Raw genomic sequence first — 21589 nt, 5'->3', positions numbered from 1 at the left:
TCGCTCCATTTGTGACATGCAAAAACACATGAAGGTCGGTGCCAATGGCATCGGCCTTTTTTGTTGCAGTGCGAAGACTCGGACGGTTCGACTGAGTCGCCCTCCAGAACCCTAGGTGACTCCACGATTCGCGCGCGCATATGGCGAAAATGCAGGGTAAACAGCCTGTTAAACGGAGGCCTGCGGGGTTGCGACGAGTCAACCGAAATATTTCAGATTTTTTGCAATATCCCCCCTTGCTTCAAGCCCTCAGGCGTTCATAACTAGTTGCGTGCTCAGGGCCGGACAGCCGGAGCTTTATAGAATTTGTGCAATGGGGGGAGCCCGGATCAACCGATTCCGGGACGTGGCAGTGCTATGCCATTTGTCTTCCAATGCTTGGGTACATAACAAGCCGGCATTCGTGATCGGCATTTGCGGGATTTGGGCAAAGTAATGGCAACGAAAAAGGATGGCACCGAAGATCTTGAAGCAGTGAACCTGGCTGCCGATTGGTCGGATATCAGCCAGGGATTGCGGAAGGATTTGGGGCACCAACTGCACAGCCAGTGGATCAAGCCGATTCAGGTTGGCGGCTTCTGCAAAGATACCGGCACTCTCGATCTTTATCTGCCAACCGAATTCTCCGCCAATTGGGTGCAGGACCGGTTCGCTGACCGTCTCTCGCTTGCCTGGAAAATCGCCAAGAGCGACATTCGCAATGTCCGCATTCAAGTTCACCCGGGCCGCCGCAAGCTGCCCGATATGAATCTGAGCGGCGATTATGCGGGCGGGCCCCGCGCAGCCAATGATCGCGGCGATTCGTCGATGATCGCTGTCGCTGCAGGCACAATCGGTGAGCAAGGCTTTACGTCTTCGGTGGGCCTCGACCCCTCGCTGACCTTTGCCGCCTTCGTAACTGGTGAGACCAATATTCTGGGCTGCAACGCTGCGCAGCGTATGGCCGCGACCGAGACGCCGCAATTCAGCCCGCTTTATCTCAAAGCTGCGACCGGTCAGGGCAAAACACATCTGATGCACGCCATCGGCCACGCCTATTTGGCCGCGCACCCGCGTTCACGCATTTTCTACTGCTCTGCCGAGCGGTTCATGGTCGAGTTCGTTCAGGCTCTGAAACAAAACCAGATGATCGAATTCAAAGCGCGGTTGCGCAGCTTCGATCTGCTGTTGGTCGATGATATCCAGTTTATCATCGGCAAGGCATCGGCTCAGGAAGAGCTGCTTTACACGATCGACGCGCTGCTGGCCGAGGGCAAACGCCTCGTCTTCGCTGCGGACCGTGCACCGCAGGCATTGGACGGTGTCGAGCCGCGTCTGCTCAGCCGCCTGTCGATGGGTCTGGTCGCGGACATCGCTCCTGCCGATATCGAATTGCGCCGCAAGATTCTCGAATCGAAACTCACGCGCTTTGCTCCGCTCGAAGTGCCCGCCGATGTGATCGAATTTCTGGCCCGCACTATCACCCGCAATGTGCGCGAGCTGGTTGGCGGTCTCAACAAACTGATCGCCTATGCGCAGCTGACCGGCCAGACCGTGTCACTGCAATTGGCCGAAGAACAATTGACCGATATTCTCTCGGCCAACCGCCGCCGGATTACGATTGATGAAATCCAGCGGACCGTATGCCAATTCTACCGGATCGACCGCAGCGAAATGAGCAGCAAACGCCGTGCGCGCGCTGTAGTTCGCCCGCGCCAGGTCGCGATGTATCTCTCCAAAGTACTGACACCGCGCAGCTACCCGGAGATTGGCCGCAAATTCGGTGGCCGCGACCACTCGACCGTTATCCACGCTGTCCGCCTGATAGAAGATCTGCGCAAACGTGATGCAGATATGGACGGCGATGTGCGGAGCCTGCTGCGGCAGCTGGAAAGCTGAGTTCACTACTCTTCGTCATTCCCGCGCAAGCGGGAACCTAGGATAATTCGCACTGCCAGACATTCTGGGTTCCCGCTTGCGCGGGAATGACGTTATGGAGTGAGTATGAGCCTCTCACCCGAACGTCTCGACCGTTTTGCGCGTCATATCGTGATCCCTGAGATCGGCGGTGCAGGTCAGGTTGCGCTCGCCGATGCGCAAATTACCGTGGTCGGGCTTGGCGGTATTGGCAGTCCCGCATTGCAATATCTGGCGGGCGCGGGGATAGGGCGGCTGACGCTGATCGATAATGGCGATGTCGAATTGTCGAATCTCCAGCGCCAGACCATCTACACACAACGGGACATTGGGCATTCGAAGGCAGTCGCAGCACGTCGGTGGCTCGCCAATTTTGACACGCATATTGCTGTTGATGTTCGCGATGACCGGATCACCGGAGACAATGTCCGCGCGATATTGGAAGGCTCTCAGCTGGTCCTCGACGGGACCGATAATTTCGCGACTCGCCTCGCGGTGTCGGATGCCTGCGTCGCGATGGATATTCCGCTCCTCAGCGCCGCGGTAGGGCGCTTCCAAGGACAAGTCGCTGCCTTCGCCGGACATCTGCCGGATCACGCCTGCTACCGCTGTTATGTCGGCGATGCATTCGACGCCGATGATTGCGACACTTGTGCGGATGACGGCATGCTCGGCGCGATGGCCGGATGGGCAGGCAGCTTTGCCGCGATGCAAGCAATACGCATTCTACTGGATGGTAAATCCGCATTGGGCGACCCGGGCTGGGGCAAGCTCCATATGCTCGACGGGCTCAAGCCAGCGATGCGGACGCTGACAATTTCGAAGGATCCGGAGTGCCGGGCTTGCTCACAAGCATAGGAAAGTCACTGCCCTCTTTGATTGCTTGGGCCAGTGATATCGCTGGCGCTCCTGAACTCAGCAGGACTATGCTTGTTCGCCTGCACAAGAGCCTCTGATGCAAACTTGCGCCCGTTATCTGCGGTCAACTGCGCTCGGCAGTGCAGTTCATATTTTGAGAGTGATCGCACTTCAATTGAGCCAGCAACAATCCAATCAACAGGTATCCCCTTTGACTCGGCAATCCTCACCATCGCCCCAGAGTAGTACCGATTAGTCTCCGGAAACTTCTCATACGCCGATGTTATGCGATCGGTTGCTATCAGATCAATGATGATTGAACCATGTGCGCCATCGGAAAGGAAGGACTGAAATTTTCCTAACGCCCAGTATCCGTCAATCTGATTGTAGCGACTGATGAAAGTTGCCAGAAGATCATTGGCGACGCCTTGAAGTTCCAATCGTCTCGCCACTACCGAATCCCGCTTTCGAGCGCTTGCGCCAACACTTCATCCACCCAAGCCGGGACAATCTCAGTCGCCGGACCAAGCCGCGTTTCATCGAACCAACTCGACCCCTCGCTCCGCTCCAGATTGAGTTCCAGAGTTTCGACCCCCAACTCTCGGGCGTCGCGGACAAAACCTGCCGCCGGATAGACCGCACCCGATGTTCCGATCGAGACGAACAGATCGGCTTGCCGCAGCGCTCCGTATATTTCTTCCATCCGGTACGGCATTTCACCAAACCAAACGATATCAGGGCGAAGCGCGGAAGCGCTGCATGCAGGACATGCTGGCCGATCGATCATGGGCCGAGTCCAGCGCGAGCGTGCATCGCAGGCGGTGCACCATGCGTTGAGCAATTCGCCATGCATATGCAGGACATTCTTGGCACCGGCGCGCTCATGCAGATCATCGACGTTCTGCGTGACGATCAGGACATCGCCACCCCATTTCGCTTCCAGTCGCGCCAGCGCATTGTGGGCGGCATTGGGCTCCTTCGTTTGAACAGCCTCGCGCCGCTTATCGTAAAAACGTAGCACCAGATCGGGGTCGCGTTGAAATGCCTCAGGCGTCGCAACATCTTCAACGCGGTGCTGCTCCCACAGCCCTCCGCCGTCTCTGAACGTATCGATACCGCTTTCAGCACTCACACCAGCGCCGGTCAAAATCACAATATTGCGGTTACCGCCCATGTCCCCCATGAAGCACAGAGCGAAGTGGAGAAGCAATGACGACGATCGGAATAATCGGCAGCAAAGGCCGGATGGGCAGGGCTCTGCAACAAGCCATCGCGGATGCCGGGCATGAGTATGCAGGCGGCGCGGACGAGGGCGATGATGTGGGCGCGCTAGCTGCCAAGGCGGATGTGTTGGTCGATTTCTCCGCACCTGTCGCATTGTCAGCCAATCTGGACGCTGCCGTCAGCGCGGGTATTCCCATGGTCATCGGCACGACCGGGCTGGAAGCTTCGCACCATGCGGCCATCGATACCGCCGCGCAGAAAACCGCGATCCTGCAAACCGGCAATACTTCGCTGGGCGTCACACTGTTAGCCCATCTGGTCGAGGAAGCCGCAGCAAAACTTGGCGACGATTGGGATATCGAGATCGTCGAAATGCATCACCGGATGAAAGTCGATGCGCCTTCGGGTACCGCCCTGTTGCTGGGCGAAGCCGCCGCCAATGGCCGCGACATCGATCTGGCCGCAAAATCCGAGCGCGGCAGAGACGGACAGACCGGCGCGCGCGAACGCGGTGCCATCGGCTTTGCGTCCCTGCGCGGCGGCACCGTCGCAGGGGATCACAGCGTCACCTTTGCAGGCGACGAAGAACGTATCACTCTGACTCACAACGCCGAAAACCGCATGATCTTCGCGCGCGGCGCGGTGAAGGCCGCTGAGTGGCTCGTGGGCAAGGATGCGGGACGGTACGCGATGCCGGATGTTCTTGACCTGTGACCAAAGACCAGATCTTTGAATTTTTCCGCCGCTTGGCCGAAGACAATCCCGAGCCGGAGACCGAACTGGAATATGGCAATGCCTATCAGCTTGTCGTGGCGGTGGCGCTGTCGGCGCAGGCGACTGACGTTGGCGTCAACAAGGCCACGCGGAGGTTGTTTGCGGAAGTCAAAACGCCCGAGCAGATGGTCGCGCTCGGCGAAGAGGGGCTGAAAGAGCACATCAAAACGATTGGGCTGTTCAATTCGAAGGCGAAGAACGTCATTCTGCTCTCCCAGCGGCTGATCGATCATTATGGCAGCGAAGTGCCCGATGATCGTGACGAGCTGGTCACACTGCCCGGTGTCGGGCGCAAGACCGCCAATGTCGTGCTCAATTGCTGGTTCAAGCAGGAGACGTTCGCGGTCGATACGCATATTCTGCGAATGGGCAACCGCACCGGTCTGGCCAAAGGCAAAACACCCGAGGCGGTCGAGGCAAAGCTCGATAAACGCGTTCCGCAGCCCTTCCGCCTGCACGCACATCACTGGCTAATCCTGCACGGCCGCTATGTCTGCAAGGCGCGCACGCCCGAATGCTGGCGCTGCGGGCTGACCGATCTATGCAGCTTCCGGAAGAAGGTGCTCGAGAAGCCGAAGGGGCGGTGACGCTAGAGGCAGTCTCCATAGAATGCGCACGCATATGAAAGAAAGAAACCGGCAAACACAAAAGCGCCTCCCGGTACGTAGCAAGCTGTCATCGCCGCCTTTGTCCATTGCTTTACCGGCAGTAGATGAATCCCGACAATTCCGATGAGCAACAATCCGAGCAGCCAGCCGTACCATGGGATGAATACAACTAGGGAATGGCGATCCGGAAGGCTGATGATCGCGGCGATAATTAGAAACGGAGCGAGCAGCGCCAAAACGCCGCCGATGGCGTAACGCACAACGGCCTCTCGCTTTTCGAATTCCGGCTCGGAATTAAACATTACCCCAGCACAGCCTTCGCGATCCGCGCGTAGATTTTCGCGAGCGTTTCCAGGTCGGCCATTGCCACCGCTTCGTCGCGCTTATGCATGGTCGCGTTGCACAGTCCGAATTCGATCACCGGGCAGACTGCGCGCAGGAAGCGGGCGTCGGATGTGCCGCCAGTGGTCGATGGCTCTGGATCAATGCCGGTCTCGGCCTTCACTGCATCAGCGATGATTTGGCTGAACTCGCCCGGGGGAGTCAGGAAGGGTTCGCCCGAGATAACCGGCTTGGCCACGCCGCCGTGCTTCTCGGCTATTGCGCTGACAGTTTCCGACAATGACGCACCGCTATGCGTGTCGTTGAAGCGGATCGAGATGCGCGCCTTGGCTACTGCCGGGATCACATTATGCGCCGGATTGCCGACTTCGAGATCGGTGATTTCGAGGTTGGACGGTTGGAACCAGTTGGTCCCCTCATCGAGCACCAGCGCATCCAGTTCCGCCAGGATCGCGACCAGCTTGGGCAGCGGATTGTCGGCCAGATGCGGGTAGGCAACGTGGCCCTGCGTGCCTTCGACCTCGAGCCAGATATTGACCGATCCGCGCCGCCCGATCTTCATCATATCGCCGAGCTGGTTTACGGATGTCGGCTCACCGACAAGACACAAATCGGGCGTTTCACCGCGTTCCTGCATAAAGTCGATCAGCGCGCGGGTGCCGTAGACAGCCGGTCCTTCCTCATCGCCAGTGATGATAAAGCTCACTGTTCCGGCCTCAGCAGGCACCTCGGCCACAGCCGCGACCATAGAGGCTATCGAGCCCTTCATATCCACCGCGCCGCGACCATAGAGCAGATCGCCTCTCCGCTCAGGCGCGAAGGGTGCGCTGGTCCAGCCTTCGCCCGGAGGCACGACATCCAGATGCCCGGCAAAGGCGAAGTGCTTCGACCCGTCCGGCCCGCGCCGGATCGCGAACAGGTTTTCCACCGGACCATCTGGCGCTTCGCCCTTCACAAAGCGGTGCACTTCGAAGCCCAGCGGCTCCAGCATCGCCTCCATCACATCGAATACCAGCCCCGTTGCCGGGGTTACGCTGGGCGCGGCGATCAGCTTTTCGGCGAGAGATATGGCGTCAGTCATCTGTTTGGCGGTCATCTGCGCCGCTCCGGCTCGGGCAGCGCGCCCGGCTCAAAGGCCTGATCCAGCATCGCCGCCATGCGCAGGCCCGCTTGCCGGATACGTCGCTGCACGAGCGGAATAGCCGCAACGATATCTTCCTGTGTCAGTGCGGTTTCATTGGGCAAATCGCTCGCACACGGATCCGTGTCGAACGCGTTGGGATAGACAAAATCACGCGCCGCCTGCCAGCTCTCGCGGCCCCAATCGGCAGCTGTGCCCCAATCATCGCGCGATGCGCCCAGTTCAGCCAATTCGTCCATGCTATAGCGGCGTGCGATCGGGCGCTGGGTTGAGCTTATCGCGCGCTCTGCCAGCGGGCCGTCCCATATCCAATGCAGGTTCATATAGGGGATGATGCCGTAAGCAGTATCGCGGTCATTCCCGCCGCGGTCGCTCTTATCGCCCGAGTGCAGCGGCTGGTGAATATCGCCTACGAAATGCACCATAAAGGCCAGCGCTTCCAAACGGATATGTGCCGGGAGACTCTCATCCGCCAGCAAGCGCTGGCTGCGCTCGATCTGCGCGGTCACACAATTGCCGCCGCTGCAGTTTTTCCACGGCTCATAGGCCTCGCAAATGGGCGTTGTGCGATAATGCCATGCTGCGGTGTAGCCCCAACGCCAACGCGTCCGCCTCACGCAATCTGGCCAAACCGTCGCATCGGCGAGGGTCGCCAACCGGCATTCGGGCGTGCCCAATTGCTTTTCATATTCAAGCAATTGGGCAATCGCGCGGCGTGTTTCCGGCTTCACATTGGCGAGCGCAATTTCGCCGGTGGTCCGGTGCCCGTACCCGCCCCATGCAAGTGCTTGTGACGGGATCAGGCTCGAAAAGACTAGCGCTAACGCAGCACAAAAGCTGCCTATTTTGCCGAAGCGTTCGTTTCGTATTGTTCGAGTACCCACTGCTCGTCCTCTGCACTGGTCAGCCATTGCTGCATCCATTCATGTTCCCATATCGCTTGCATATAAGCCTCGGCAAACCCGGGAACGCCTATGCCATACGTCAGAAAACGGCTGACAATTGGCGCGTAAAATATGTCGGCTGCACCGAAGGTTCCAAACAGATAGGGACCGCCTTGACCGAAGCGCGCCCGCGCCTCTGCCCACAGCGTCAGAATGCGGACGATATCGCCTTTGGTATCCTCGCTGATATTTACGCCGTCGAAACGCTTACGCATATTCATCGGGCATTCGCGCCGCAGCGACATGTAGCTGCTGTGCATTTCGGCAACCATGGATCGCGCCATACCGCGTGCGGTTTCATCTTTGGGCCAGAAGCGGTCGCGGCCGACCTTATCGCCGCAATATTCCATAATCGCGAGACTATCCCAGATCACCGTCTCGCCATCCCACAGGATCGGCACTTTGCCCGCAGGCATAATCTCGCCCGATTCCTTCTTGGCAGTCGCCCATTCCTCGCCGCCAATATTGACGAGGATCTCGTCAAAATGGAGACCAGATTGCTTGACCGCCAGCCAGCCGCGCAGCGACCAGCTTGAATAGTTCTTGTTGCCGATGATCAGCTTCATCGTTCCACCTTTTTGTCCCACCGAATTGCGCGATAGGCGTTCATCCTTTCGGTGTCGAGCCTGAACACGTGGAACGGATGGAACAGGGTCCAATGACAAAATTCTGCTGTTCGCAGGGGTCCGCAACGCGCGAAGATAGGCGTCGAGATATTGGCGGGCTTCGTCGGGGTTCATTCGCGATGATATGACGAAAATCGGTGATGTAGGAAAATGCTTACTCGTCATCCCTGCGCAGGCAGGGATCTAGATGGGTTCGTAATTATCGGTGCTCTTGCCAAACTGCATCGACCTGCCAGATAGAACTCTTATCTAGGCCCCTGCCTGCGCAGGGGCGACGGAGTGACTGCATGACCCTACGCCCGTTCCACCTTGCCTTTCCCGTCAATGATCTTGCTGCAGCGCGCGAGTTTTACGGCGGTCTGCTCGGCTGCGCGGAAGGAAGGTCATCAAATCAATGGATCGACTTCAATTTCTACGGTCACCAGATCGTGGCGCATCTCTCCGAAGATGGCAGCGGAGACGCGCTCAAGAACCCCGTCGATGGCCACGGCGTCCCCGTCCCGCATTTCGGCATTGTCTTGGCAATGGAGGACTGGAAAGCACTAGCCGAAAAACTGCGCGAAGCAGGCACACAGTTCGAAATCGAGCCGACCATCCGCTTCGAAGGCAAACCCGGTGAACAAGCGACAATGTTCTTCCGCGATCCGGCAGGCAACGCGCTGGAAATGAAAGCCTTTGCCAGCGACGATATGCTGTTCGCCGGTTGAGAGCAGCATGATGGGAGTATACTCTTTGACGCGTTTGGGTTCGTTCCCTTAGATGTACAAATGCAAAACCGGAGGAAGTTGAACGTCTTGTATTCGATACTCAATTCAGTAGCGCGCGGCGCTGCAATGATACTGTTCGGGGCATATCTGTTCGGCACGTCTCCGGTCCAAGCGCAAACTGCCTCAAATGCAGCCATCGAATGCCGCGAAAATAGCGCAATGGCAGCCTGTGTTGCCAAAGCGGAGGCAATGATTGCGAAGCGCCAATTTCGCCAAGCAGCAGACTATCTCCAACCCGCCTGCGAACGCGGCTCCGTGCCTGCATGTGATGCGTTATGGCCCATCTTGCTGGAGGACAAATATGGGCTGAACGATAGCGCCCGCTTCTATTCTGTGTTCGGCAAATCCTGCCAAGCCGGCGCAATGGCCACGTGCGACAACGGTTCGCTGGTGGCATCGGGCGGCTTCGTGGGTGAATGGAGTGGCTCTTACGTGGATTATCGCCGCATTCGCGCTTTCGCCGAGCCGGGCTGCGCGCAGAATCTGGTAAACTCTTGCTACGGCATGACCCTATTGCTTTTAACTCCAGACTCGCCTTCATATCAGCTTGATAAAGGCCTCCAGTTCGCCCGCAAAGCCTGCGATCTGGGGCTATTGCTTGCCTGTACTGCAGGCAGTGACGTGATCAATACGCTGGACAATTTCGAAGCGGCAAAGCGGTCCGCTGATCTCTATGCGATGAATAAAAAAGCCTGTGATGCACGGCAGACAGTCTATTGCGCAGGACTGGCCAATATCGGCACAATGGCCAGCCGCGTGGGCCAGCAAGGCGCCGTCAATGCCTGGCATATGTTTATGGTCGATCAAGGCATCAGTTCTGGCGATTGGGGCGCATCGGTATCCTATGCCGTCAATGAGGCGCGATCACCGGCGGCTACACGCTATGCCGTCGAAAGCGCTGCTGCGGCGGGCCGGATGCGGGATTTGGGACAGAATGATCTTTACTCAGTCCAGAATTTTTACTCCGGCACGAAAGCGGGCAGACTGGCGAGCAGCGAGCTTTCCAGACGGGCCAACCAGCGTGCAGCCGCGAGTGCAGCAAGCAGCAGCACTGGTGTGTTGCCATGCAATAGCGAATGCCAACGTCAAATATTCATCAAGGACAACACCCCGCTTCGCTGTTACGTCAAGGACGGCAGGCGCATCTGCAATAAATAATACAGCAACCGGTTCAGAGGTCGAGAAGAAGCCGCGGCACGTTAGTCGCACTCTGTGTTTGCGCCCTGACACCCTTAGGCTAGAGTGCATTGCCTAACCTCCATTGGACTGACGCTATGAACCTCGATGTTGACCCAAAGCTGCAAGAGTTTCGCGAGGAGGTTCGGTCGTTCTTCGCGAAAGACTATCCCAAGGATATTCTGGCGAAAGTCGCTGCGGGTGCCAGCCTGACCACACCCGAAGTGCGCAAAGCCGAAATGGCGCTGGGCGCTAAAGGTTGGCTCGCCAGCGCATGGCCGAAGGAACATGGCGGCCCGGGTTGGGGAATCGAAGAACAATATATTTTCGACGAGGAACTGGAGCGCGCGGGCGCGCCCACGGTTACCCCGATGGGCGTCGTCTATGTCGGGCCGGTGGTCTATACGTTCGGCACTGAAGAACAGCAGGCGCAGTGGTTGCCGGGCATCGCCGACGGCTCTGTCGGATGGGCACAGGGCTATAGCGAACCGGAAGCGGGATCAGACCTTGCCTCGCTGCAATTCTCCGCAGTGCGCGATGGCGATGAATATGTGCTCAATGGCACGAAAATCTGGACCTCCGCCGCGAACCATGCCGACTGGATTTTCCTGCTGACGCGCACTTCGCAAGAAGCGAAAAAGCAGATGGGCATCACGTTCATCTGCGCGGAGCTGGATCAGCCGGGTGTGACGGTGAAGCCGATCATCTCCATCGATGGCAAATACCATCTGAGCCAATGCGATTTCGAGGATGTACGCGTACCGGTCACCAACCGCATTGGCGAGGAAGGCAAAGGCTGGACGTATTCGCAATATCTGCTGGGTAACGAACGCACATCCTATGCCCGCATCGGCGGTAAGCGCAGCCAGCTCGCCAATATCAGAGCCATCGCATCAGAAATACCGACCGGCGGCAACCAGCGCTTGATTGAAGACATCACCTTCGCTTCCCGCCTAAGCGCGGCGGAGATCAAGGTCGATGCGCTAGAGATCACGACTTTGAGAGTGCTATGCTCAGTCAAGGATGGCGGATCGCCAGGCAATGAAGCGTCGATCCTGAAAATCATGGCGACCGAATTGGCGCAGGAAATCACCGGCCTGTTCGTGGTTGCCGCTGCTGAGCACGGCATGCGGAAATTCGGCGACAGCGTCAGCCCCGAATGGACCGGCCAGTCTGCCTTCGCCGCGCCAGGTGTTGCAAGCTATCTCGGCGCAAGGGCACAGAGCATTTACGGTGGTACCAACGAAATTCAGCGCAATATCATCGCGAAACGGGTGTTGGGATTATGACGGATGCTGGGCGGCGCTACTTGCCTGCCCAACGCTGAATTTGCGGCCTGACTTTCAAGAACTGATCGTAAAAGAAGTTCAGCAACCAGAGCACTGAGCGGTTTCGGGCAAGCAAGCCAAGCGGCCTCAAAAGCGGTATAGCGCGCCACATGGCTCCAAATGCTTCGGCTCCTGACAGCAGCTCGCCATTCTCGCTTGCGTGAAAGCGTTTTAGCAAGGCCGCCCTGTCGATAGGGCATGCGCGTGGCGCAGCTCCCGACACATCCACGAAATCGATGGCACCTTTCCGGTCCAGCCTCTTCATCAGGCTGATTTCCCTGATGCAAAGCGGGCAACCGCCATCAAACCAAACTGTTACGCTCTTTGTCATGATTGCGGGAAAAACGGCTGAAGCACGAATTGTTTCCAGCGCGATGTGTTTAGAAGAAAATCAAACGGGAAGCTTGATCGCCTATCGTCGATCCATGCGGCGCTAGACCGCGGCATCCCCGAGCACCGCCGCTCGCAGTGCCTCGATGCCCATGCCCTTTTCGGAGCTGGTTACGTGCATCTCCGGAAACGCGGCGACATGCTTTGCCGCTTCTTCGGCGACCTTCGCGGTCACGGCATCGAGCGCGCTGGCTTTGATCTTGTCGGCTTTGGTCAAAACCACGCGGTAGCTGACGGCGGCTTCGTCGAGCATCGTCATCATCTCGCGATCGACATCTTTGAGGCCATGGCGCGCATCGACCAACATCAGTGTGCGGTTGAGCACTTGCCGCCCGCGCAGATAGGTCTTGATCAGCTTCTTCCACTGCTCGACCACTTTGAGTGGGGCCTTGGCAAAGCCGTAACCCGGCATATCGACCAGCCGGAACAGCGTGGGGTCACCGACTTCGAAGATATTGAGCTCCTGCGTCCGGCCGGGCGTTACCGAAGCGCGTGCGATGGCTTTGCGGCCCGTAATCGCGTTGAGCAGGCTCGACTTGCCGACATTGGAGCGCCCGCAAAAGGCGATTTCCGGGACCGTTGGTTCGGGCAGAAATTTCAGTTGCGGCGCGGAAAGCAGAAAGTCGACCCGGCCCGAGAACAGCCTGGACGCACGTTTGGCCAGCTCGATCCGCTCGGCTTCCTCTTGTGCTTCAAGCTCTTCGGGGCTGAGGGCCTTCATTACTCTTTCACTTCACGCGCAGCCGCCGCCGCTTTGTCAGCCTTCTCTTTCTCAGCCGCAGCCCTCAATTGCGGGTGCTTCGAATAGAGATAGGTCTGCTGCGCCAGCGTCAGCACATTGTTGGTAACCCAGTACAGCAGCAGTCCAGCCGCGAACGGCGCCATCACAAACATCAGCATCCACGGCATGATGTTGAAGATTTGCTGCTGGATCGGGTCCATCGCGGTCGGGTTCATTTTGAACGTCAGCCACATGGTGACACCCAGCAGAATCGCGAGCGGGCCAATCGCCAGAAGGCTGGGAACTTCAAACGGCAGATAGCCGAACAGGTTCAGGATAGTCGCCGGATCGGGAGCGGACAGATCCTTGAGCCACAGCACGAAGGGCTGATGACGCATTTCAATCGCCAGTATCAGAACCTTATACAGCGCGAAGAAGATCGGAATCTGGATCAGGATAGGCAGGCAGCCCGCGAGCGGATTGACCTTCTCCTTCTTATACAGCGCCATAATCTCTTGCTGCTGCTTTTGCTTGTCGTCTTTGTAGCGTTCCTGGATCGCCTTCATCTTAGGCTGGATCGCCTTCATCGCTGCCATCGATGCGAATTGTTTCTGCGCGATGGGGAACAGCACCAGACGGATCAGCACGGTCAGGCCGATAATCGCGAGGCCGAAATTGCCGACCAGCGCGAACAGATGCGTCAGCAGCCACCAGATCGGCCATGCGATAATCTCGAACCAGCCCCAATCGACCGACTTGCCGAACTTATCGACTCCGGCATCCTCATAGGCATCGAGAACCGCGGTTTCCTTGGCGCCCGCAAATAATTGCGTGGTGCGTGCCACCTGAGTGCCTGGCGCGACTGTAAACGGCTGATAGAACATGTCCGCGCGGAAAATATCATTGCCCTGCGACCGGAACGTCGCGTCGGTATCGCTGCCTTCTGCAGGGATCAGCGCAGACAGCCAGTAAACGTCGGTGAAGCCGATCCAGTGGACACGGCCTTCGGTCTTGCCTTCATTCGAGTCCTCAGCGAGATCGTCATAGTCCGGACCAAACTGCACTGCGTCGCCGAAATTGCCAATCGGGCCGGAGTGCACATTGAACAGATCGTCGCTGGCGCTGCTGCTGGTCCGGTCGATCAGGCCATAGGGGCGTACAACAATCGGACCCGCGCCAGTGTTTGCCACCGTTTGCTTGGCGGTGATCATGTAATGCTCGTCAATCGCGAACTCGATTGTGAACAGCTGCCCTTCGCCATTGTCGTGGCGCAATGTGACGGGGTTATCCTGCGTCAAAGTGCCGCCAGACGCCTGCCATAGGGTGTCGGCCTGCGGTACGTTGACGCCTTCACCGAGCCAGCCGAAGCGCGCGTAATGTTGCTCGTCCGTGCCTTTGGGCGAGAAAATGCGGACATTGTCGCTGTCTTTATCAACCGTCTGCCGGTGCGTTTTCAGAGTGATGTCGTCAAGCCGTGCGCCGACCGTGTTGATCGTGCCGAGGACTTCGGGCGAATCGATAGTAATACGTTCACCGGCGTTCAGCGCGCTGTCCAGATCAACGGGCTGCGCGGCAACGGGGGCGGCGGAGTCGCCCAGATCGGTCGATCCGGCAACGGTTGTGGCAGGCGCTGAAACGGCAGTACCGTCAGGCGCCGTCGCAACAACCTCTTCCGTCGGGGTGACATTCCGGTCGGGGTAGAAATAGCTCATACCCGCTTCCCAGCCGACAAGCATAAGGCCGCAAAGCACCACCGCGAGCAGAAGATTACGCTGATTATCCAAAATTGAATTCCGCCTGTTTAGTCTGTTTGATCATGGATGAAGGACGCCGCCGATTTCCGGTTCAAGGTACCGGATCATGGCCATGTCCCCCCCAAGGGTGGCAGCGCAATATACGCTTAAGCGCCAACCATCCACCCTTGATTGCGCCATACTTGCCAAGCGCCTGAATCGCATATTCGCTACATGACGGAGCAAACCGGCATGTCGGCGGCAAAATCCGCGAAGGACCAAGCTGCCAAGCACGGGCAATCCAGATGAAGATGGTTTTCACGTTCGATTTCTCTGGAGCTCAGATAGGCATTATGAGGTGAATTGCCAGCATAATACACCTGCAATCAGCGACGATTGCCCTTGCGAGGCCCGCTCCCATGCTTTCTGGGCGGATCGGTTTTGCCTTCGGAAGCGCGCTTCAGCGCGGCATGCAGTTCGGTCTTGAGAGTGTCGAAATCGCGCTCGACCCCGCGATCACGGCCAATCAGAATGTGATCATGATCGGGAAGTCCCATGTCCGGCAGTGCATCCCACAGCAATTCGCGAAACCGGCGTTTCATCCGGTTGCGGACCACCGCATTGCCGATTCGCTTGGTAACAGTGATGCCGTAGCGCTTGCCCAGCCCTCCATTCGGACGAGCCAACAAAACAAAACCGGGCCGCGCAACGCGAATACCAGCGTTCGCCGCGAGGAAATCGCGTCGTTGGGAAATCACGGTGGGTTTGGAGGGAAGCGTTTCGGTCACGGTAGAGGGATAGCGCCAAGAGGAGAGAGAGTCTTTTGTTTTAGTCCCTCAAGCGCCGGGCGCTTATTTGTTTAGCCTCAGGCGCCGGCGCTCGCATCCGCTCGCTTAGGCTTCCGCCCTACCGGGCGACGCGCGGTCGCGCTTGCGGTCGGCTAGTCGCCGACCGAACCATTCCCGGCCATATCTGATTAGTGCTATTCCGGTTCACGACTAGTGAACCGCAAGGCCGACCGGCCGCCCGAGCTTATCCAAGGTAGCCAAGGAATGCGGATGCATTCCGCCCGGCGACTGAGGGGCCGAGCGAAGCTCGGCTAAAACAAATTAAGCGCTGAGTTTTTTCCGACCGCGTGCGCGGCGAGCGCGGAGGACTTTGCGGCCACCGACAGTTTTCTTGCGCGCGAAGAAACCGTGACGACGGGCACGCACGAGATTGCTGGGCTGAAAAGTACGCTTCATGAGAACACCTAGATCAAATAAAAAAGGGCCGCCCGGAAAGGCGACCGCCTGTATGGAGCGCGCAATTAAGGGAGGAGCGCGTCTAAGTCAAGATACGCAATCTTGGGTTCTGCCTTCACTTGGTAGCGATTTTCAGTCGCGGCCGCTAAAACGAATCCGGGTTTCACAGTTGTCCCTGCAAGTGTAGCTGGGATCGCCTTTTCCTGACCAATCCAGCCGCGCATATCCTGCGCTGTCAGCCACTTAGCGTCCGAATAGCCGACCGAATTGGTCATCGCGTAGAACTTGACCGCTTCGTCCGCACTCATGCCCATTTCGCGGTAATAGTCGAGATACATGCGGTTCGGGGCGGCATCCATTGCAAAATCCTGCGGCTGGCGGCCATGGGCGTCGATCCATGAATGCACTGCAAACTCTGCGCCATCGTCGATCCGGCGATTCGCACCTGCGAGGAACAGCTCGACCGCGCCCGAACGGACCGAACCGCCGTGGGGTACATGCGTTTCGATACCTGCCGCGCGGATCAGCCGCCCAAGTTTCATATTAGCGAGGTCATCATCGGTGCCCGGCGCTTCAACCAGCTTCAATGTCTTGATCCCCGGGAAGTCGGCAAGAAGCGCTGCGAAATCTGTCGGCGAAGCGCGATCGGTAACGCCGACCAATTCTGCGTTATGCTGGTCAATCGCTCGGAAGGGGCCGTAAGCGGCAATCGCATCGGATTGCGCGGCGCGTTTGGGTAACGCCGCTGCGAAGCGATCCGCACCTTCTACTACGCGCACCCATTTCTGCTCTGCCTCGCTCCATTCTTCAACATATGTCTCGACCGACAACACCTGCCCAGACACTCGCGCGGACACGGGTCCGGCGAGAAGGGCTGCAAGAGCGAAGAAAAGGGCAATAACGATGCGCATTCCGTATCGTTACAGGACAGCTTGTTGGACAATTACGAAGGTTTAGGGTTTCAATCGGGTTACCAAACAGAAAACTTCGCGAGAGTTTTGGGCTTACATCGCGCTGTGATCGTGCATCTTGGGTTTTTCGGCACGGGTGAAACGACGCAGATCGATTGGGACTTTCTCAAAAGCAGTCCGTCCTTCCACAATCCGGTATGCCGAATTCAGATCGAAGCCTGTAAGAGGTTGGGTTATGCCAGAAGTCGGCCATTCGACAATTACGCGGGAAACACTCTCAGCCTTGCCCAGGCCGATATGCCGCACCAAGGGACTGCTGCCGAAGCTGCTGCCGGTATTGACCGTCCGGTAAAGCGAGCGCTTGCTGCCATCCGCCATGACCACATCAACCCGGATGCGCGCACCGATTGCGCTGCGATTGCTTCGCTTGCCTTCGAGCTTCAGCTTGATCCAATTGTTCGCATCGGCCCGATTCTGAAGCCGGTTCTCGAACAGCGCATTCTGGAATGTATCGCCCGACTGCGCGCCGCCCATTTGCGCAAAGATGTCCTCGTCTCCGTCCTGGTCGAAATCAGCAAAGGCAATGCCGTGCCCTTTCTGGATATGACCAAGCCCCGAAGACGCAGTGATATCCAAAAAGCCTTTGCCGCTCTGATTGAGCAACGCAGTGTTGGGATAGACTGCATCATAGGGCGGCGCGCCCGTACCCCAATACATATCTAGCCAGCCATCATTATCGAAATCGCCAAAGTTCGAGCCCATCGTATAACTGGGCGCATCCAGACCGGCCTGAGCGGTGACATCTTCAAAACGGCCACCCCCCAGATTGCGATAGAGAGCCGGGCGCGTATATTCGCCTTCAACTCCAGCAAAGACGCGGCCCATTGCCTCGGCCGAACCCGTTTGCTCGGTATAGTCGTAATTGGCCACGAACAGGTCCTGCAGCCCGTCATTATCGTAGTCGAAAAACCAAGTGGAGAAGCTGAACAGCGGCTGCGCGACACCGGCCTCCTCAGCCTTGTCCTCGAACGCGACCATCCCGCCATTATCTGCCGCCAGATTGCGCATCAACATATTGCGTTCTTTCTGGCAGGACACATAAATATCGGGCGCAGTGTCGGCATCATAATCGCCGACCGTCACACCTTTGGGGCTGCACGCCAGCGCAAAGCTCTGCTCATCGGGCAAAGCCGCGAAACCACCTTTTTGGTCATTCATAAATATGCGGATCACGCCATGCGGACGCGCTCTGCTTTGCCGTTCATTGGCCACTACCAGATCGAGCCAGCCATCATTGTCGAGATCGGCAAAGGCGGAAGTGATGGTCGGTTCAAACTCAAGCAATCCCGCCTCAACCGTCACGTCGCGGAACGTGCCATCGCCATTATTCTTGAGCAGCGAATTGGGTACCAATCCGAACATTCCGTTCCACGCACCGCGCATCACGTAGATATCGGCAAACCCGTCATTATCGAAATCGGCATGGATCGCATTGAGGCCGCCTGAGAGGCCTGCCAATCCCGCCGCCTCGGTCGCTTCGCGGAAAGTTCCGTCTTCGTTGCGCAGATACAAATGGATCAAGCCGTCTTTCTGCCACTCTGTCGTAAACAAATCGAGCAGGCCGTCATTGTCGAAATCATCGACCACTGCCGCGCCCGACAGGTTCATATCGTCGACTCCCGCAAAGTCGGCGACATTGGCAAAGGTCGGCCCGTCATAATCTTCGACCAGACCGGGCATCGGGATCAGATGCTCTTCCGGCACCCCCGCGGGATATTCGCCCAGCGTCATGTAAGCGATGTTAAGCAGCCATTTCGCGCCAAAATTATCCGGATCGCGCGGCAGGATTTTGCCTTCGTAATATTCAATCGCCTTGGTCGATCCCTCGCGCAGCTTGTGGATCACTTCGGGATCAAACGGGATAATGCAGGCCGAAGCATGCGGGTTGAAGAAACAGTTCTGCTGCTCGCCCAGCCGCAGATAGGAAAGCGCAATCCATTCTTCCAACTCGGCCTTTAGCTCGGGCGAGAGCGCGGCAGTCTCCGCCTCATTCTCGATCATATGGAACAGTTCGAGCGCATCTTCGGTATCTCCCGCGCTCAAATAACGGGTGGCTGTTTTGAGAATTCTGCGGGCCTCGGCCTCATTGCCGACACCATTCCAGATGCCGCGCTGGCGTGCCAGCGATCCGTACCAGCCGCCGATTACCGACCCGTCGCGGTGGTCATTCACTTCGGCGATCATCGCGATCATACCCTCGGTGCCCGGCTGCGGTTCGATTCCCGCAACATGCTCGGCCAAAGTACCGCGGAATTTCGGATCCGTGCGCAGATCATTCACTGCAAAGCCGAGCGCGATCAGGCCCAGCACACACACAGCAATCGCAGCTTTCTTGATCATATCCGGCCCGTGCTCCTTCAATGGTTGGTTAAATCGAAATCCTTGCAATGGCTAGGAAATGCTGCCCCGCACTCTCGACAAGGCGCAATTAACCCGCCACACCATGCGGCGGTGAGGACCAGTCTAATGAGGGGGTAATGCGCGTGGTCGCATTGGTCAGGACGGTCGCTTATCTGGGGCTGGAAGCGCGTGCGGTGGAGGTGCAATGCTCGCTGGCGCCGGGGCTTCCCAAATTCAACGTGGTCGGATTGGCGGATAAGGCGGTTGCCGAAAGCAAGGAGCGGGTGCGCGCTGCGCTCTCCTCCATGGGTCTGGCGTTGCCGCCCAAGCGGATCACGATCAACCTCTCCCCCGCCGATCTGCCCAAAGAGGGGTCGCATTACGATCTGCCGATCGCGCTGGCACTGCTGGCGGTGATGGGCGTGACCGATGCCGAGCAATTGGGAGACTGGATCGCGGTGGGCGAATTGGCGCTCGATGGCCGCGTGGTCGAATCGCCAGGCGTCTTGCTCGCCGCGCTTCATGCAAGCGAGCAGGAAGCGGGCCTGATGTGCCCGGCATCGCAAGGCGCAGAGGCACGCTGGGCCAGCGGTATTCCCGTCTGCGCCGCGCCCGATCTGGTCAGCCTGCTCAACCATTTGAAAGGCACATCGCAGCTTTCCGAGCCCGAGCGCGGTAAAATAGAAAAGCCTGATCACGGACCTGATCTGAAAATGGTCAAAGGGCAGGAAACCGCCAAACGCGCTTTGGAAATCGCCGCGGCAGGCGGGCACAATCTGCTGATGAACGGTCCGCCTGGCGCTGGGAAAAGCCTGCTTGCCTCGTGCCTGCCGGGAATTCTGCCAGAGCTTACGCCCTCGGAAGCGCTGGAAGTGTCGATGGTTCAGTCAATTTCGGGAACGCTCGAATGCGGGCGGATCAGCCGCGCGCGTCCATTCCGCGCGCCGCATCATTCCGCCAGCATGGCCGCGCTGACCGGTGGCGGGCTGAAAGTGAAGCCGGGAGAAGTCAGTCTCGCGCATTTAGGCGTACTGTTTCTTGATGAACTCCCAGAGTTCCAACGCGCCGTACTCGACTCGCTCAGGCAACCGCTGGAGACGGGCAAAGTCGATGTCGCACGGGCGAATGCGCATGTCAGCTTCCCCGCCCGGGTCCAGCTGATCGCGGCGATGAACCCGTGCCGCTGCGGACATCTGGGCGATCCGGCACTGGCTTGCAGCCGCGCGCCCAAATGCGCTGCCGACTACCAAAGCAAAGTCAGCGGGCCGATGCTCGATCGGATTGATCTACATGTCGACGTCGATCCCGTCAGCGCGATGGACTTGGCCCTGCCGCCACCCGCAGAGGGCAGCAAGCAGGTCGCCGCCAGAGTAGCCCAAGCCCGCGCGATCCAGACCGCGCGCTGCGAAGAAACCGGAGCAAGAACCAACGCCGAATTGGACGGCGATGCATTGGAAAAATTCGCCACCCCCGACAAACATGGCCGCAAACTCCTGATGCAAGCCGCCGAAGCCATGCGCCTGTCCGCCCGCGCCTATACGCGAATGCTGAGAGTAGCGCGGACCGTTGCGGATTTGGCGGGGGCGGAGAATGTGGGCCGCATCCATGTCGCCGAGGCGCTAAGTTATCGAAGACAGGCACCGAGGGCGTAATGGCACACTTAGAATACGAGGATAAGTTTATTGGTTTTATCGATATCCTTGGATTCAAGGATATGATCGAGCAATCTGAAAAAGGAGAAGGGCTATCAGTCAATGAGATTCAAGAAATTTTATCGGAACTTGAACATCGAGCAAATATTGATTTCATCAGAAAGTCTGGGCCAAAGATTTGTCCAACAAGTCCGCGACTAAACCAAGGCCTAGATTTTGAAGTTACGCAAATTTCCGATTGCGCGATCGTTTCATCAGAGATCTCTCCCGCAGGACTAATAAACCTGATCAATCATTGTTGGGGAGCAGTAATTACACTCCTTACCAAAGGGATACTCATGCGGGGCTACATAACGAGAGGAAATATTGTCCATCACGGAAACCTCGTGATTGGGACTGGCTACCAAGAGGCATATAGCAAGGAGGGAGTGGTAACCGCCTTCAAAATCGAAGCAGATGAGAAAGGAACGCCCTTTGTCGAGGTGGATCCGAGCGTTCTAAAGTATGTAAACGACCAAGAAGACACATGTGTAAAGGAGATGTTTGGGAGGATGGTCGAGAGCGATGGAACTGTCGCGGCTCTATATCCATTCAAGCGCCTGTCGCATTCTTTCATGATTGGCGGTCTTGGAATGCCGCAATTCGACCCGCAGAAAGAGAAACGAAATAATGATCGAGTTAGACAAAATCTAAAAACGATGATCGCGCGTTTGATTGACGCTGTACCAGAAGAAAATACGCGCGGTCGACGGAAGACACGCCACTATATATCTGCTCTCGAGCAGCAGCTTAAGACTTGCGATAAAACTGATGAAATGATCGACAAATTAGCTGGTCCTGTTGGCCCTCAATAA

Annotated in this window: 23 protein-coding genes; 9 read left to right on the top strand and 14 right to left on the bottom strand. The window is 57.7% G+C overall.

The genetic code is table 11. The features are described 5' to 3' along the window. Positions 1-435: 435 nt before the first annotated feature. The gene (gene dnaA, locus GRI35_RS03695) at positions 436-1878 is read left to right on the top strand and encodes a chromosomal replication initiator protein DnaA (RefSeq protein ID WP_160612925.1); all 1443 of its coding nucleotides are present in this window, start codon (positions 436-438) and stop codon (positions 1876-1878) included. Between the two features lie 105 nt (positions 1879-1983). Continuing rightward, positions 1984-2754, top strand: coding sequence for a HesA/MoeB/ThiF family protein (locus tag GRI35_RS03690; protein WP_160612924.1), 771 nt, complete (start codon positions 1984-1986; stop codon positions 2752-2754). A gap of 5 nt (positions 2755-2759) precedes the next feature. Here GRI35_RS03690 and GRI35_RS03685 read toward each other — a convergent pair whose 3' ends face one another. Together GRI35_RS03685 and GRI35_RS03680 are read right to left on the bottom strand one after the other, a co-directional pair. Then, a complete protein-coding gene (locus GRI35_RS03685; RefSeq protein WP_160612923.1) occupies positions 2760-3194 on the bottom strand; it encodes a hypothetical protein in 435 nt (144 codons plus the stop codon). Between the two features lie 11 nt (positions 3195-3205). Beyond that, on the bottom strand, positions 3206-3928 hold the full coding sequence (locus tag GRI35_RS03680) for an NAD-dependent deacylase (RefSeq protein ID WP_160612922.1): 723 nt from the start codon (positions 3926-3928) through the stop codon (positions 3206-3208). 35 nt (positions 3929-3963) lie between these two features. Here GRI35_RS03680 and dapB point away from each other — a divergent pair, with 35 nt between their 5' ends. Both dapB and nth read left to right on the top strand, forming a co-directional pair. After that, positions 3964-4692: a 4-hydroxy-tetrahydrodipicolinate reductase gene (dapB, locus tag GRI35_RS03675; RefSeq protein ID WP_160612921.1), complete on the top strand. Its 729-nt coding sequence runs from the start codon at positions 3964-3966 to the stop codon at positions 4690-4692. Then, positions 4689-5339, top strand: a complete 651-nt coding sequence (nth, locus tag GRI35_RS03670) for an endonuclease III (RefSeq protein WP_160612920.1) — start codon at positions 4689-4691, stop codon at positions 5337-5339. The genes dapB and nth overlap by 4 nt, the downstream gene beginning before the upstream one ends. A gap of 2 nt (positions 5340-5341) precedes the next feature. Here nth and GRI35_RS03665 read toward each other — a convergent pair whose 3' ends face one another. Genes GRI35_RS03665 through GRI35_RS03650 form a run of 4 tightly spaced genes read right to left on the bottom strand, consistent with a single transcriptional unit; the run spans position 5342 to position 8353 of the window. Then, positions 5342-5662 (bottom strand): hypothetical protein, encoded by a 321-nt coding sequence (locus GRI35_RS03665; RefSeq protein ID WP_160612919.1) that lies wholly within the window; start codon positions 5660-5662, stop codon positions 5342-5344. Further along, complete coding sequence (dapE, locus tag GRI35_RS03660) at positions 5662-6798, bottom strand: succinyl-diaminopimelate desuccinylase (RefSeq protein ID WP_407985041.1); 1137 nt, start codon at positions 6796-6798, stop codon at positions 5662-5664. Before dapE ends, GRI35_RS03665 begins: the two co-directional genes overlap by 1 nt. Then, positions 6795-7727 (bottom strand): S1/P1 nuclease, encoded by a 933-nt coding sequence (locus GRI35_RS03655; protein ID WP_290258947.1) that lies wholly within the window; start codon positions 7725-7727, stop codon positions 6795-6797. The genes dapE and GRI35_RS03655 overlap by 4 nt, the downstream gene beginning before the upstream one ends. Further along, positions 7685-8353 (bottom strand): glutathione S-transferase family protein, encoded by a 669-nt coding sequence (locus GRI35_RS03650; RefSeq protein WP_160612917.1) that lies wholly within the window; start codon positions 8351-8353, stop codon positions 7685-7687. The genes GRI35_RS03655 and GRI35_RS03650 overlap by 43 nt, the downstream gene beginning before the upstream one ends. Positions 8354-8700: 347 nt before the next feature. On the opposite strand from GRI35_RS03650, the gene GRI35_RS03645 reads away from it, so the two are divergent. From GRI35_RS03645 to GRI35_RS03635, 3 genes are all read left to right on the top strand, one after another. Then, complete coding sequence (locus GRI35_RS03645; protein WP_160612916.1) at positions 8701-9120, top strand: VOC family protein; 420 nt, start codon at positions 8701-8703, stop codon at positions 9118-9120. 126 nt (positions 9121-9246) lie between these two features. After that, positions 9247-10338 carry a sel1 repeat family protein gene (locus tag GRI35_RS03640; protein ID WP_160612915.1) on the top strand — a complete coding sequence of 364 codons (1092 nt, stop codon included), beginning with the start codon at positions 9247-9249 and terminating at the stop codon, positions 10336-10338. 116 nt (positions 10339-10454) lie between these two features. After that, on the top strand, positions 10455-11645 hold the full coding sequence (locus GRI35_RS03635; protein ID WP_160612914.1) for an acyl-CoA dehydrogenase family protein: 1191 nt from the start codon (positions 10455-10457) through the stop codon (positions 11643-11645). A gap of 16 nt (positions 11646-11661) precedes the next feature. Here GRI35_RS03635 and GRI35_RS03630 read toward each other — a convergent pair whose 3' ends face one another. The 8 genes from GRI35_RS03630 to GRI35_RS03595 all read right to left on the bottom strand — a co-directional run bounded on the left by GRI35_RS03630 (position 11662) and on the right by GRI35_RS03595 (position 19083). Next, positions 11662-12015: a thiol-disulfide oxidoreductase DCC family protein gene (locus GRI35_RS03630; protein WP_160612913.1), complete on the bottom strand. Its 354-nt coding sequence runs from the start codon at positions 12013-12015 to the stop codon at positions 11662-11664. Between the two features lie 102 nt (positions 12016-12117). Beyond that, on the bottom strand, positions 12118-12795 hold the full coding sequence (gene yihA / locus GRI35_RS03625; protein WP_160612912.1) for a ribosome biogenesis GTP-binding protein YihA/YsxC: 678 nt from the start codon (positions 12793-12795) through the stop codon (positions 12118-12120). After that, the gene (yidC, locus tag GRI35_RS03620; RefSeq protein WP_160612911.1) at positions 12795-14579 is read right to left on the bottom strand and encodes a membrane protein insertase YidC; all 1785 of its coding nucleotides are present in this window, start codon (positions 14577-14579) and stop codon (positions 12795-12797) included. The genes yihA and yidC overlap by 1 nt, the downstream gene beginning before the upstream one ends. A gap of 61 nt (positions 14580-14640) precedes the next feature. After that, positions 14641-14850 carry a membrane protein insertion efficiency factor YidD gene (gene yidD / locus GRI35_RS03615; RefSeq protein ID WP_160612910.1) on the bottom strand — a complete coding sequence of 70 codons (210 nt, stop codon included), beginning with the start codon at positions 14848-14850 and terminating at the stop codon, positions 14641-14643. Between the two features lie 64 nt (positions 14851-14914). Further along, entirely contained in the window at positions 14915-15316 is a 402-nt protein-coding gene (gene rnpA / locus GRI35_RS03610) for a ribonuclease P protein component (RefSeq protein WP_290258948.1), read from the bottom strand. A 321-nt stretch (positions 15317-15637) separates the two neighbouring features. Further along, entirely contained in the window at positions 15638-15772 is a 135-nt protein-coding gene (rpmH, locus tag GRI35_RS03605) for a 50S ribosomal protein L34 (RefSeq protein ID WP_067784371.1), read from the bottom strand. 65 nt (positions 15773-15837) lie between these two features. Further along, positions 15838-16617, bottom strand: coding sequence for an alpha/beta hydrolase (locus tag GRI35_RS03600; RefSeq protein ID WP_202390498.1), 780 nt, complete (start codon positions 16615-16617; stop codon positions 15838-15840). A 159-nt stretch (positions 16618-16776) separates the two neighbouring features. Continuing rightward, positions 16777-19083, bottom strand: a complete 2307-nt coding sequence (locus GRI35_RS03595) for a CRTAC1 family protein (RefSeq protein WP_160612909.1) — start codon at positions 19081-19083, stop codon at positions 16777-16779. Between the two features lie 143 nt (positions 19084-19226). Here GRI35_RS03595 and GRI35_RS03590 point away from each other — a divergent pair, with 143 nt between their 5' ends. Further along, complete coding sequence (locus GRI35_RS03590) at positions 19227-20735, top strand: YifB family Mg chelatase-like AAA ATPase (RefSeq protein ID WP_160614736.1); 1509 nt, start codon at positions 19227-19229, stop codon at positions 20733-20735. Further along, the gene (locus GRI35_RS03585; RefSeq protein WP_160612908.1) at positions 20735-21589 is read left to right on the top strand and encodes a hypothetical protein; all 855 of its coding nucleotides are present in this window, start codon (positions 20735-20737) and stop codon (positions 21587-21589) included. Before GRI35_RS03590 ends, GRI35_RS03585 begins: the two co-directional genes overlap by 1 nt.

It is taken from the genome of Pontixanthobacter aestiaquae, assembly GCF_009827455.1.
GTDB classification, from domain to species: Bacteria; Pseudomonadota; Alphaproteobacteria; order Sphingomonadales; family Sphingomonadaceae; genus Pontixanthobacter; species Pontixanthobacter aestiaquae.
Note: the sequence above shows the minus strand (reverse complement) of the source record. Positions and strands in the feature narration are given on the sequence as shown.